This is a genomic window from Vibrio sp. NFR, assembly GCF_027587095.1.
GTDB lineage: Bacteria > Pseudomonadota > Gammaproteobacteria > Enterobacterales > Vibrionaceae > Vibrio > Vibrio harveyi.
Genome location: NZ_JAPPTN010000009.1, coordinates 215,254 through 228,928, shown reverse-complemented (window position 1 = coordinate 228,928; position 13,675 = coordinate 215,254). Strand labels below are relative to the sequence as shown.

Below are 13,675 nucleotides of genomic sequence, written 5' to 3'. Positions count from 1 at the left end.
GCATGTTTAACTTTGATAATACATTAGGTTATGAGCCGCCATTGGATGTGCACAACCTGACGGATGAACAAACGGCTATCTCGATTGAGAACCTTAATCTTTTCTATGGTCAGACTCAGGCGTTGCATGATATCTCCATGCGCATCCCAAAAGGACGCGTAACCGCATTCATCGGACCGTCCGGTTGTGGTAAATCTACATTGCTGCGCTGTATCAACCGCATGAACGATTTAGTCGAAGGTTGTAAGGTGACGGGGAAAGTACGCTTGCACGGTAAGAATGTGTACAACCCAAGTGTGGATGTTGCCACGCTGCGCCGCCGAGTAGGCATGGTATTCCAGCGCCCAAACCCATTCCCTAAGTCAATTTACGAAAATGTGGTTTACGGTCTTCGTCTACAAGGGGTGAAGAACAGTCGCATGCTAGACGATGCGGTCGAGCGTTCACTACGTTCTGCGGCATTGTGGGATGAAGTAAAAGACCGTTTACATGAAAACGCATTTGGACTTTCTGGTGGCCAGCAGCAGCGTTTGGTGATTGCACGCGCCGTTGCGATTGAGCCAGAAGTACTATTATTGGATGAACCGACATCGGCGTTGGATCCAATCTCAACTTTAACTATTGAAGAGCTTATCAACGAGCTCAAGACTCAATATACTGTGGTTATCGTTACCCATAACATGCAGCAAGCGGCGCGCGTCAGTGATCACACTGCGTTCATTCATATGGGTAAGTTGATTGAATACTCGGATGCGGATTCGATCTTCACCTCTCCAATGAAGAAACAAACCGAAGATTACATTACCGGTCGTTACGGTTAAGCCGCGACCTTTCAAGGATTAAAAGGAAAGCCATGCACTTTGGACGTCACATCTCAGGACAATTTAACGTAGAGCTAGAATCGATTCGTACCCATGTACTTACCATGGGAGGCTTGGTAGAACAGCAGTTGTCGTATGCTATTCAAGCCTTGCACAAGGAAGACATCGAACTGGCGCGTAAAGTTGTGCGTGATGATCACAAAGTTAATGCGATGGAAGTGTCGATTGATGACGCTTGTACTCGCATCATTGCTAAGCGTCAGCCTACAGCAAAAGACTTACGCTTGATCATGGCTATCATTAAGACCATCACAGATCTTGAGCGCATTGGTGATGTTGCAACACGTATTGCCTATGTGGCGATTGAAAGCCCATCATCGAAAGAGCGCCAATTCCAAGTCTCGTTAGAGCCTTTATGTCGTCAAGCAATCCAAATGTTACACCAAGTGCTTGATGCGTTTGCTCGTATGGATGTAGAAGCCGCAGCAGAAGTACACAAGCTTGATGATAAGTTGGATGCGGAATACGAAGCGGTGATTCGTCAGTTGATGACTTACATGATGGAAGACCCGAAAAACATTCCACATATTCTGCAAGTGATGTGGTCGGCGCGAGCCATTGAACGCGTGGGTGACCGTTGCCAAAATATCTGTGAATACATTATCTACTTCGTGAAAGGAAAAGATGTACGCCATCTAGGTGATCAAAGCATCGATGACGTACTGAAGTAAGTCTTAAAAGCGCAAACCAAAGCCTAGAGAAAAGTTAATGGCAGTGTCTGTGTAGGTGTGTGTTTTATCGTTCATGAAAACGTCTAAATCCGCACCTGCTCGAACTGATAATATTGGGTTAACTTGATATGCGTAAGCGCCACCAATACTCAATCCGTTCGCATCTCTTCGTTCATTGCGATACGTTCCATCGTACTGCGCTAATCCTAAGCTCGCTTGAAATCCCATCTGTGGTTGATGACCAAATAAGTGTTGAAAGCCAATACGGTAGGCGTCAATGGTTTCATCATAATTACCGCTCTTATAAGTAATCTGAGAGTAATCAAAATACAGCGCATCAAAGCCCGCAATATCGGTCGCCCCCAATTGGATACCTGCCCCTCGAAATGAGCCAATCTTAACTTCTGGAGAGACATAAATACCTGAAGCTTGGACACTAATAGGAGCGAGAATAAGGGCAGCGAGAAAGAATTTGCGTTTCATAGAGTTACCTAAATAAAAGCCTTCCTTGGCTATGAACTTATTGAGTGCAGTTTTTACTTAAAGCTAATTTGAACACCAACGCCGCCAGCAACGTCAGATGAAGAATATTTGCCTGATGATTCATAGTGGAATGTGCCTGACAGGCTTACTTGATCACTTAGACCGTACGCACCACCAATCGCTACTGCTTCTTTACTACCAGAAAAACCCACACCGGCACCGATTGCCAGTTCACCATTGGTTGCATAAGGGCGAGCGTTGGTGACTGCGTGTAGACTTGCGCGAATACCGTCCATTTGTTCTGCTTGTTGGTTTAAGCGGTAGTCGTATTCTGCGGCTAAGCCCTCTAAGTGGTTCAGACGGTCATCCGTCGGGTTATTTTCAATAGGATTTGATGGCAGTTGCGGTGTTGGACGCTCTGGGACTTCAGGAATACCGTTGTCTGGTTCAGGAAGCGTTGGGTGCTCTGGTGCTGCTTCGATTGGTGGTGTTGGTGATTGATCTGGATGTGGACGATCTGGCACTCCAGGAACACCGTTATCAACTTCTGGTAGAACAGGTTGCTCTGGCACACCTTGAATTGGGTTGGTTGGAATGCCTGGGTGTGGACGATCCGGGATAACAGCTGCAATTGAGCTGAAAGAAGCAAGAAGGGTGCAAGCAGCGGTAAGCTTTACAATTTTTTTAGTCATGTCTGAACTCTCAATAAGTAAACGAGGGACAGCATCCTTACTGTAAGCAATCGCTTTTTGTCATTTCCCTTAAAAGCAGGGCTATCTTATTGAGAAGTATGATTTATGACTAAATGGCTATTGTTATCTCAGTGATAATTAAATCTTATCACTCTGTGATTTTAGACCTTGTTGAATAAGCTCTGTTAACCATTTTACTAGTGGGTTATTCCGGTTTCTCACATGCATATGAGCGTGAATAGACTTCATTTGTGGTTGACCATCAATCGTGACATCAACGGCTCTTAATCCCGGAAATTGCTCTACCGGAAGTAAATTGGAGTGAGGTAAATACATGTCGGTGTGTTTGACGACATCAAGTATTGCAGAGACCATTTCTGAGCGAAAGCCAATGCTGTGTTCAATGCCCATTTCGGTAAGAAGCTCAGATGCGTAACTGAACTTGTCGTTCCAACCTGGGGAAATCAAAGAAGCAATTGGGTATCCGCCAAGATCATGTGGCTCAACATGAGTCTTGGTGATTGGGTGATCTTCACGGACAAAAATACGCCCTTTCAAATCCAGTAGCTTCGGCGTGTAGATCTCTTTATTGGTCAGAAGTAACTCGTAATTTACTCCCATCAGTGTTTCACCTTTCAAGATCTCATCAACCGTGCTGTTCGACCAACCAACTAATTCAAGTTGAGCATTAGGTGCTAACGCTCTCATTTGTTCGAAGAGGAAACCGGGCAAGCAAGTCATTGTGATTGGTGCCAGTGCAATTCGAATTTTGTTGTCCACTTCGGCAGGATCAAACTGATGAGAGCGATTAACTGCGGCAGCTAAACCATCGAGATGGGGGGTAATATCATTGGCAAGAGATTCGGCGAACGGTGTCGGTTCAAGACCAGTTTTGACCTTCACAAACAGCTCATCATCGAAGTGATTACGTAGCTTTTGTAATGCCTGACTGATCGCTGGCTGAGAGACAAACAAGCGCTGTGATGCTTTACGCATGTTTCGCTCTTGCATCAAAACCATAAAGGTCTTGAGCAGATTCAGGTCAAGGGTGTGAAACAGGTCTTTCGCCATGATACATCTCTAATATTTATCAGGAACGAAGGTTTGATCGTCGATAGGCGCACGGACATAACCTTCTTTATTCAACTCTGGCAATTCGATAACTGGATGCTCAAGTTCTTCGTATTCGACTTGACTAAGCAGATGGCTGATACAGTTCAATCGAGCTTTCTTTTTATCATCAGAAGGGACTACCCACCAAGGACAGTTTTTCGTATCTGTGTAGGCAAACATCTTATCTTTTGCCTCTGAATATTCTGCCCAGCGATTGCGTGATTCCAAATCCATTGGGCTGAACTTCCAGCGTTTAATTGGGGTGTTGATGCGTTCTAGAAAGCGCTTTTCTTGCTCTTCATCGGAGACCGAAAACCAGTACTTAATTAAGATGATGCCAGAGCGCTGAAGCATGCGTTCAAACTCCGGGCAAGAACGGAGAAACTCTTCATATTGATCTGGGGTACAAAAGCCCATGACTTTCTCTACGCCGGCACGGTTGTACCAACTGCGGTCAAACAGTACGATTCCTCCAGCAGCAGGCAGGTGTGCCACATAACGCTGGAAGTACCATTGTGTTTTTTCTTTCTCTGTTGGGGCGGGAAGGGCTGCGATACGGCAGACACGAGGGGTGAGTTTTTCAGTGATGCGTTTGATGGTGCCACCTTTGCCAGCGGCGTCACGTCCTTCAAAAAGTACCACGACTTTAAGCCCTTTGTGTTTGACCCACTCTTGGAGCTTAACCAACTCAATTTGCAGTTGTTCTAGTGCTTCTTCGTATTCCTTTTTCTTCAGTTTCGCCATGTTTCCTCCCGTCCTTAGTTATCAATATGTTAGCACTCAATAACTAAAGACGGGATTTGAAAGCTCTTAATTGAGAGCTGTTACCATGTTCGCGATAGCATCGGTGTTGGTGACTGGAATCGAAAAATCATCTATATCGGCAGCGCCCATTTTGCTTTGCTCGGCAATAAAGGTCATGTGACTTGGGCGAGTTGTCTTGCCAGATAAATGCACTTCAGTGACTTTGGCTTGTTCAACGATCTGACCAACATTGTCCGCATTCACACCGGCGCCCGCCATGATCGCAATGCGTCCTTGTGCTTGTTCAACTAAGGTTTTAAGCACATCGATACCTTGCGGTGCCGAAGGCGCAAGACCGGAGGTTAAAATACGTTCACAACCTAAGCTGATCACTTCTTCTAACGCTTTTTCAGCGTCGCGACACTGGTCAAAGGCACGATGGAAGGTCACGCCTAAGCCAAGCGCTTGAGCAAATTCACACAGCGCAGTTGCGTACGGCATATGAATGTTGCCGTCTTGAGTGAGCACGCCGAGTACGACACCATTCAAGCCTGCTTGTTTAGCGGCTTCAATATCCCAACGCATCATTTCGATTTCTTCCTCACTGTAGAAGAAGTCGCCTTGGCGAGGGCGAATCATCGCGTAAACCGGAATAGTAGAGCGTTTAGCGGCTTGCTGCATAAAGCCATAGCTTGGGGTTAAGCCACCCAAAGCAAGTGAAGAGCAGAGTTCGATGCGGGTTGCACCACCGGCAATCGCGTTGTGGAGAGATTCAATGTTATCAATACAGACTTCAAGTTGAGTGTTCACTAGGTTGTCCTGAATTATTGTAATTACAGCAAATACTAGCAGGACGAAAGGGGAGAATCTGTACTGAGACGGAGGGAAATAGAGGTAAACTTTTTGCGTGATGCTTGCCTCTTTTGCTTTTCAAAAATGCAGATAAAAAGAAAGCCCAGAGTGAACTCTGGGCTTTTTTATGACTTTACTTAGACTGATTGGCGTTTGCGGTTTTTCCGCTATAGCTTTTTGCTTTATATATACATCCAACCAACACGCCCGTTGAGCTTGGGCTATGTAGTCTATTACTTGCTTAGGTCGTCTGCGTGCTCAGATAGGAACGCTGCAACACCTTTTGGAGATGCGTCCATACCTGCTTTACCTTCTTCCCATTGTGCAGGACATACTTCGCCGTGCTTCTGGTGGAAGTTTAGTGCATCAACCATGCGTAGCATTTCGTCGATGTTACGACCTAGTGGTAGATCGTTAACTACTTGGTGACGTACAAGACCTTCTTCGTCGATTAGGAAAGAACCACGGAAAGCAACGCCTGCTTCTGGGTGCTCTACATCGTACGCTTTACAGATTTCGTGTTTAACGTCAGCAACTAGAGGGTATTTAACTTGACCGATACCGCCATCTTCGATAGCAGTGTTACGCCATGCGTTGTGAGAGAACTGAGAATCGATAGAAACACCGATTACTTCAACACCTTTAGCTTGGAAATCAGCTAGACGGTTGTCGAATGCGATTAGCTCAGATGGGCAAACGAAAGTGAAATCTAGTGGGTAGAAGAATACTACTGCTTTCTTACCTTTAGTGAATTCTGCAAAGTTGAAGTTTTCAACGATTTCGCCGTTACCTAGAACAGCTGCTGCAGTAAAGTCAGGGGCTTGACGACCTACTAGTACCATTTTTTTGCTCCTAAAAAATTTGGTTTGATCCAAACCTACATTCAGTTATTTAGGTTTGGTCCTTGTTTGTGCGAGACAAACTATAGTACAGATTGTAGTATTGAAAAAAGCGAAATAAATAGATTGAGTTCATCGAAAAAAGCGATAATAACGAAACTATTATCTCGATCACTGGAACAGCAATAGATACAAATAGAATTATGAATAAATGGCCTAGCTTGAAGCAGTTACACTATTTGGTCACTCTGCATGAAACTCGACATTTTAGTGATGCTGCTGAGCGTTGTTTTGTCAGTCAATCTACCTTAAGTAAAGGCATCCAAAACCTTGAAGAGTTGATTGGTTGCCCGCTTTATGAAAAGAAAGATAAAAAAAGCCCATTAGTTTTCACCCAAGCTGGTGAGATGGTGGTGCAACATGGTCGAGAACTGCTCGCTAAAGGGCAAGATCTTGTTGAGCTGGGGCGTCTATGCCAAGGCGATGATATGGAAGGGCAGCTAAAAGTAGGTTGTATTCCGACCATTGCTCCTTTCTTATTGTGCGACCTTGTTCAGGAGGTGAACTACCGCTTCCCTCAATTAAACCTTCTATTAAGAGAAGACACGACGACTAACTTGCTGCAAGCACTTCGCCACGGTGAGTTGGACGTGTTGATTCTGGCTCTGCCTGTAGAGATAGAAGGAATGGAAAGCCGAGTAGTGGGACAAGACCCGTTCCGCATGGTGATCAGTGCCAATCAAGCGGATTCCGTTCCTGTGCCGATCCGTTATGCAGACTTGCCAGATGAATCCGTCTTCTTATTAGAGAAAGAGCACTGTCTTACAGAGCACGCGGTTTCAGCATGTAAGTTGACGGACAAAGAGAAGATCAACCCATTCACCGCAACCAGTCTTCATACATTGGTGCAAATGGTAGCGAATGGTCTGGGCACCACGTTTATTCCGCAAATGGCGATTGATCATGGTTTGCTACATAACCAGAACTTAGTGGTGATCGACCCTCCTGGTCAGCAAGCGTATCGCGATATTGGTTTGGTTTGGCGTCCGAGTTCGTCACGATCAAACACTTTCAATCAATTGGCAGAAGTCGTCTCTGAACTGCTTTAGCTATTAGTATTAGCCTGCTACTCCTGATCTAATATCAAAAAGCGCACTAGAAATAGTGCGCTTTTTAGCATTTTATTCTGTGCGTGAACTTTGACTTGTAAAATTTTACAGATGAACTTTCATGAAGCTTTCATAAAATAGTGAAATTTCACAATGTTAATTTTACACAACTGCCTGTGTAACGCGTTTAAGTCGCGTTTAATTTCCTCTTCCTAGCCCTTGTGAATACAAGGATTTTTCTCCTGCCTCACTATTCATACGCTTGTTTGAATTCAAAAATAACCTGTAAATTTAATGTAATTTAATTACGTAATAACTTACAAATTAAACTCAAAAATCAAACACTTGTTTGATACCGAATAAAACTTTGAATTTAACGTTTTGTTTACTTGAGGGGTTTCGCTTAAATCTTTGTTGGGTTAGCTTAATTAAAGGCTTGTAAGACTTATGTCTAGATTGAAAAAGCAATTCAGGTTGCGCAATGTATAGACACAACGAAGCGAAGTGAACACCAAATCGAAGGATGTAATTTGTTGTTCATAACTTACAAATGTAGCTTTAGGCTGACTGCCCAAGATGGATAAAGCACGTTAAGGATGAATGATTATGCTTGCTCAGACAGAACAAAAAACACAACAACTAAAGCAAACCCAAGGCATGCTTGAGGTGAATGGAGTCGTTGCTCCTGAACGTCAAGCAATTTTCCCTGTTGAAGCCCAAACCTTTTTATCTCTACTGTGTGAAAAATTTGCCGGACGTGTTGAACAGTTGCTGGAAGCACGAGAAGAGAAGCAAGCACGCATCGACGCTGGTGAACTGCCAGACTTTCTACCAGAGACACAAGACATTCGTGAAGGAAGTTGGAAGATCCTTGGAATCCCGCAAGATCTGCAAGATCGCCGAGTGGAGATTACAGGACCGACTGATCGCAAGATGGTGATTAACGCACTGAATGCGAATGTAAAAGTGTTCATGGCAGACTTCGAAGATTCGATGTCCCCTGCGTGGAGTAAAGTTCTGGATGGTCAAATCAACCTGCGCGACGCTGTTAATGGCACTATCAGCTACACCAACCCTGGTAATGGCAAACACTATCAGCTGGCAGAAGACCCAGCGGTGTTGATCTGCCGTGTTCGCGGACTGCATTTAAAAGAAAAACACGTAACGTGGCACGGTCAGATCATTCCAGGTGCGCTATTCGATTTCGCTCTGTACTTCTACAACAACTATAAACTGCTACTGAAAAAGGGAAGCGGTCCTTACTTCTACATCCCGAAACTGCAATCGCATCATGAAGCGAAGTGGTGGAGCGAAGTGTTCCATTTCACCGAAGAGTATTTCGGTTTGGATACAGGTACCATCAAAGCAACAGTGCTGATTGAAACCTTACCAGCCGTATTCGAAATGGATGAGATTCTGTTCTCTCTGAAAGAGCACATCGTTGGGTTGAACTGCGGTCGCTGGGATTACATCTTTAGCTACATCAAAACACTGAAAAACCACCCAGATCGCGTACTTCCGGATCGCCAAGTAGTGACGATGGACAAGCCATTCCTCAACGCTTACTCAAGATTGTTGGTGCGTACCTGTCATAAACGTGGCGCATTTGCGATGGGCGGCATGGCAGCCTTTATTCCGGCTAAAGACCCACAAGAAAACCAAAAAGTGCTGGATAAGATCCACAACGATAAATCGCTAGAAGCTAACAACGGTCATGACGGCACTTGGGTTGCACACCCAGGTTTGGCAGACACCGCAATGGAAGTGTTCAGTGCCACACTGGGGCAGCGCACCAACCAATTGGATGTGAGCCGTTCAGAAGACGCACCAATAACCGCCGCAGAGCTGCTTGAACCGTGCGAAGGTGAACGCTCAGAAGAGGGCATGCGCCATAACATCCGCGTTGCGCTGCAATACATCGAAGCTTGGATCTCTGGCAATGGTTGTGTGCCGATTTACGGGCTGATGGAAGACGCTGCAACGGCAGAAATCTCCCGTGCTTCTATTTGGCAATGGATTCAACACGGTAAGTCGCTCGACAACGGATTGAAGGTCACTAAAGAGCTGTTCGAACTCTATCTGAAAGAAGAGATTGAAGTCGTGAAGCAAGAAATTGGCGAGCAGCGCTACCAAGCAGGTCGATTTGAAGAAGCGGCAGATTTGATGGCTAGGCTCACCACAAGCGATGAACTGACCAACTTTTTAACCATTCCAGGTTATGACTACTTGGATTAACCCAAAGATTTGGAACACTAATTTTATTTAACTAATACATTTTTACTTAACCAATACGTGAAGGATTCGAGGCAGATAAGGATGTACTGCCTGAGAACGGAAAACTCAACGCACATGCACAAGTGCACATTATAAGAGGGATAGACCAATGACTAACTTAACTCGCCGCCAACAAATTGAAGCTCTGGAAAAAGATTGGGCAACCAACCCACGCTGGAAGAACGTAAAGCGTACTTACACAGCAGAAGAAGTGGTAGAACTGCGTGGCTCTATGGTGCCTGCGAACACAATCGCACAACGTGGTGCTGACAAACTTTGGTCACTGGTCAACGGTAGTTCAAAGAAAGGTTACGTAAACTGTCTTGGTGCACTGACGGGTGGTCAAGCCGTACAGCAGGCAAAAGCAGGTATTGAAGCGATTTACCTATCAGGTTGGCAGGTAGCGGCGGACAACAACACCGCTTCGACGATGTACCCAGACCAATCTCTGTACCCAGTAGACTCTGTGCCGTCGGTAGTAAAACGCATCAATAACTCATTCCGTCGCGCAGACCAAATTCAGTGGTCAGCAGGTAAGTCACCAGAAGACGAAGGCGGTATTGATTACTTCCTACCAATCGTAGCGGATGCTGAAGCAGGCTTTGGTGGTGTATTGAACGCTTACGAGCTAATGAAATCGATGATCGACGCAGGTGCGGCAGGTGTTCACTTTGAGGACCAACTGGCATCCGTGAAGAAGTGTGGTCACATGGGCGGTAAAGTACTGGTTCCAACTCAAGAAGCAGTGCAAAAACTGGTAGCAGCTCGTCTTGCTGCGGACGTTGCTGGCACGACAACGCTGGTAATCGCACGTACCGATGCAAACGCAGCAGACCTATTAACGTCTGATTGTGACCCATACGATAAAGACTTCATCGAAGGCGAGCGTACTCAAGAAGGTTTCTACCGTGTGCGTGCAGGTATCGACCAAGCTATCTCGCGTGGTCTGGCTTATGCGCCATATGCGGATCTTATTTGGTGTGAGACAGCAACGCCATGTCTAGAAGAAGCACGCAAGTTTGCAGAAGCGATTCATGCAGAGTACCCAGACCAACTGTTGGCATACAACTGTTCGCCTTCATTCAACTGGGAGAAGAACCTAGACGCAGAAACCATTGCTAAGTTCCAACAAGAGCTGGCTAACATGGGCTACAAGTACCAGTTCATTACGCTAGCAGGTATCCACAACATGTGGTTCAACATGTTCGAATTGGCACACGCTTACGCTCAAGGCGAAGGTATGCGACATTATGTTGAGAAGGTTCAACGTCCTGAGTTTGAAGCGGCAGAAAAAGGTTACACGTTCGTAGCGCACCAACAAGAAGTTGGTACGGGCTACTTCGATAGAATGACCAATACAATCCAAGGTGGTAACTCATCAGTGACAGCACTGACAGGTTCTACTGAAGAAGACCAATTTTAATCATCATAGAGTCGACTATTACTACGTTAGTAATGACATCTTTGAGCGGCGATTGAGCCGCTCTTTTTTTGTCTACGATTCGAGAAAAACGTAGTGGCGTATTAATCCGCTTCGATTTCTTCCGGCTCGGTTTCTTCTTGCAGCTCTAACAAGTTAATTGCAATAGTCACAAAGTCTGTATCAGTGATGATGCCGACCAAATGACCTTTATTGACCACTGGCAAACAGCCGACTTTATGCTTTTGCATATAGATTGCGCTTTCTTTTAAACCTGCCCTTGGTTCGGCAGTCATGATGTTGGTGTGCATCATTTGGTAAAGCGGAGTATCGAGGGTAAAAGATTGTTCTGCCTCATCTGGGTGCAAGCAGGATTCTTGTGCGGCAAGAATATCGCGTTGAGTCACCAAGCCTTTTAAGTGTTTATTGGCATCAACAACCGGAATATGTCGAATATCAAGCGCGTCCATCATACTTTTTGCGTCACGTAATGTGTGCTCACGCAGCAAGGTATGAGGGTTGCGAGTCATCATGTCTTCAACCTTGATCATAGAGACCTCCAGCGGCATTGTCCTTCTCTTAAATATAGAGAATATTTTGCTGTATATCTGGGAGCTAACTCGTTTTTCACTAATAAAATAATACGATTAGATGGAGATCAATCAGAGGTGAAAATGGACTGGTGTTTTCCATAAATCCAGCTACTCATTTAGGGCGATGTTAGGATGTAAGCGCTATCATAAATAACCAAAGCTAAGGCGTTGAAACCTTAGCTTTGGTTACTCTAACGTTGCTTGAAATGCACACAGATAAGACCATACGCTTTCGCATCGACACAGCGACCAATGTAGTGTTTACCAGGTACGTTCACAGCGCAGTGGCGAGGGACTTGTTTTAAGGCACAAGCTTGTTGCTGAGCTCGAAACAAATTTGTTCTCTCATCGCCAAAACTGCTGGCAGAAAACAACAATATTGAAGCACTTAAAGTGGCTAGAAAGATCTTCATACTTACCTCAATTTATCATCAAAGAGCGTATCGCTCACTTTCAATATAGTCGCCCTTATCTCTATTGATAAGTTTGTTTTTAATTGGTAGTTGCAGGGGGAAACTCAATGCGAGTCAGTTTGCACTTTTGACTGATAAGGTGTGTAGACCGCAGTTAATCCAATGAATTGAATCGCACATTTTTACTTGCTTGATTTTCCAAGATAAGCCTGTGGAAGAAGATACGCTCAGGCTTACCAGATTGAAGATAACAACCTAAATGAAACGAACAACGTGTAACAAACTCATTGCGCTGACAGTTGCGGCATTCAGCATGCAATCTGCTCAGGCAATTGTGCTAGGAGATGAGCAAACCGACCCGGTAGATCGCGTGACTTTACGAGCAAGTAACATGGCAGAGTTCCCGTTGTGTGGCGGCACTATGCTGACTGAACGATGGGTGTTGACTGCGGCACACTGTGTGGTGATGGGGCAGGGAACCAACGAAGCGAGCTACTATGTAACTCCGCCGGGGGAACTGTCGGTGAATGCCAACGTTTATGAACTTAACTCTGCAGGGCTGGATAACTTCTATCCTGTGTCTCACGTTGTGGTTCACCCCGACTACACGCGGATTTCAAAGGCTGAGATTGACAGCAATGGCAATGTGAAACCTATCCAAACGGGTTTAGATTCAGACATCGCGTTATTGTATCTCACACGTCCAGTAGCAAATGCACGCTTTGCCGACTTAGCGAATAAAACTGATATGGAGAATATCGAAGCGCGTCTGGCAGCGGATTGGAACGATAACGACCTGACCAATCAACGTGTCGAAAACGTGCAAGTATTTGGATGGGGAACCACTCAGCCGGATGCATCTGAACCTTCCAATACGCTCAAAACTACCATCAGTACATTTTTACCTATCGATAAATGTTATGAGCGTTTAGAAATTGGCAGCAGTTTTCCGGGGATCATTGATTCCAGAGAGAACCAAACCAAAATCTGTACACTACCAACGAAAAACCGAGTGTTAGAACCGGATAGCCACACTCAGTATGGCAACTCCGCGTGTAAAGGTGATAGTGGTGGTCCGCTGGTGGATGTGGCGACGGGCAAACAGATTGGAATTGTTAGTGGTGCGCCTCTTGTTCTGCCTACGTGTGGCTCTTTGACGATCCCAAGCTTCTACACCAAAGTGAGCCAATATTACGATTGGGTACAGTCTTACATCACCGCCGGTGACCCACCGAGCAGTTACATCATTGAGCCGAATTTCATCAAAGAAGCGAATAGTGGAAGTGGTGGTGGGGAAGAGGAGTGCCACGATGGCATTGCGACCAACAATTGTGATTTCAGAGGTTCTGAGGACGACGGTGGTAGCCTAGGCGCTTGGCTATTCGGCTTATTGGTTCCACTGGTGTGGGCGCGCCGACGCAAAAGTTAAACGGTCAACGACTGATAAACATTTTAAAAAGCAGCGAACTTCGCTGCTTTTTTTATGCGCGTCTGTTTTGCGTCTTTCACGTTTTATTACACTCTTGGTGAAAGCTTTTACAGTCAATCTAGGGGGATTTGCTTGCTATTGCAGCATGTAAACATATACTAG

14 protein-coding genes are annotated in these 13,675 nt (G+C 45.3%); 6 read left to right on the top strand and 8 right to left on the bottom strand.

The features are described 5' to 3' along the window. Positions 1–2: 2 nt before the first annotated feature. On the top strand, positions 3–821 hold the full coding sequence (pstB, locus tag OH463_RS17960; protein ID WP_009705559.1) for a phosphate ABC transporter ATP-binding protein PstB: 819 nt from the start codon (positions 3–5) through the stop codon (positions 819–821). Between the two features lie 32 nt (positions 822–853). Then, positions 854–1,552: a phosphate signaling complex protein PhoU gene (phoU, locus tag OH463_RS17955; RefSeq protein ID WP_005440349.1), complete on the top strand. Its 699-nt coding sequence runs from the start codon at positions 854–856 to the stop codon at positions 1,550–1,552. A 3-nt stretch (positions 1,553–1,555) separates the two neighbouring features. On the opposite strand, the gene OH463_RS17950 is transcribed toward phoU, so the two are convergent. From OH463_RS17950 to OH463_RS17925, 6 genes are all read right to left on the bottom strand, one after another. Continuing rightward, on the bottom strand, positions 1,556–2,035 hold the full coding sequence (locus OH463_RS17950; protein WP_269991866.1) for a hypothetical protein: 480 nt from the start codon (positions 2,033–2,035) through the stop codon (positions 1,556–1,558). A 53-nt stretch (positions 2,036–2,088) separates the two neighbouring features. Then, positions 2,089–2,727: a YadA C-terminal domain-containing protein gene (locus tag OH463_RS17945; RefSeq protein ID WP_005445292.1), complete on the bottom strand. Its 639-nt coding sequence runs from the start codon at positions 2,725–2,727 to the stop codon at positions 2,089–2,091. 138 nt (positions 2,728–2,865) lie between these two features. Beyond that, entirely contained in the window at positions 2,866–3,798 is a 933-nt protein-coding gene (locus OH463_RS17940) for a LysR family transcriptional regulator (protein ID WP_069686838.1), read from the bottom strand. Between the two features lie 9 nt (positions 3,799–3,807). Further along, the gene (gene ppk2 / locus OH463_RS17935) at positions 3,808–4,584 is read right to left on the bottom strand and encodes a polyphosphate kinase 2 (RefSeq protein ID WP_269991860.1); all 777 of its coding nucleotides are present in this window, start codon (positions 4,582–4,584) and stop codon (positions 3,808–3,810) included. A 66-nt stretch (positions 4,585–4,650) separates the two neighbouring features. Further along, positions 4,651–5,394: a copper homeostasis protein CutC gene (locus OH463_RS17930; protein ID WP_047514992.1), complete on the bottom strand. Its 744-nt coding sequence runs from the start codon at positions 5,392–5,394 to the stop codon at positions 4,651–4,653. A 275-nt stretch (positions 5,395–5,669) separates the two neighbouring features. Then, positions 5,670–6,278, bottom strand: coding sequence for a peroxiredoxin C (locus OH463_RS17925; RefSeq protein ID WP_005445301.1), 609 nt, complete (start codon positions 6,276–6,278; stop codon positions 5,670–5,672). Positions 6,279–6,478: 200 nt separating this feature from the next. Between OH463_RS17925 and OH463_RS17920 the strand changes: the two genes are divergently transcribed. From OH463_RS17920 to aceA, 3 genes are all read left to right on the top strand, one after another. After that, positions 6,479–7,384, top strand: a complete 906-nt coding sequence (locus OH463_RS17920; RefSeq protein WP_005440336.1) for a hydrogen peroxide-inducible genes activator — start codon at positions 6,479–6,481, stop codon at positions 7,382–7,384. A gap of 606 nt (positions 7,385–7,990) precedes the next feature. Continuing rightward, complete coding sequence (gene aceB, locus OH463_RS17915) at positions 7,991–9,619, top strand: malate synthase A (protein WP_269991857.1); 1,629 nt, start codon at positions 7,991–7,993, stop codon at positions 9,617–9,619. Between the two features lie 148 nt (positions 9,620–9,767). Then, complete coding sequence (aceA, locus tag OH463_RS17910; protein ID WP_005440333.1) at positions 9,768–11,081, top strand: isocitrate lyase; 1,314 nt, start codon at positions 9,768–9,770, stop codon at positions 11,079–11,081. A gap of 101 nt (positions 11,082–11,182) precedes the next feature. Here aceA and OH463_RS17905 read toward each other — a convergent pair whose 3' ends face one another. Beyond that, positions 11,183–11,629, bottom strand: coding sequence for a CBS domain-containing protein (locus OH463_RS17905; protein WP_009697664.1), 447 nt, complete (start codon positions 11,627–11,629; stop codon positions 11,183–11,185). Between the two features lie 233 nt (positions 11,630–11,862). Next, on the bottom strand, positions 11,863–12,084 hold the full coding sequence (locus tag OH463_RS17900; protein WP_050907733.1) for a hypothetical protein: 222 nt from the start codon (positions 12,082–12,084) through the stop codon (positions 11,863–11,865). A gap of 259 nt (positions 12,085–12,343) precedes the next feature. Here OH463_RS17900 and OH463_RS17895 point away from each other — a divergent pair, with 259 nt between their 5' ends. Further along, complete coding sequence (locus OH463_RS17895) at positions 12,344–13,513, top strand: trypsin-like serine protease (protein ID WP_269991854.1); 1,170 nt, start codon at positions 12,344–12,346, stop codon at positions 13,511–13,513. The last annotated feature ends 162 nt before the right edge of the window (positions 13,514–13,675 follow it).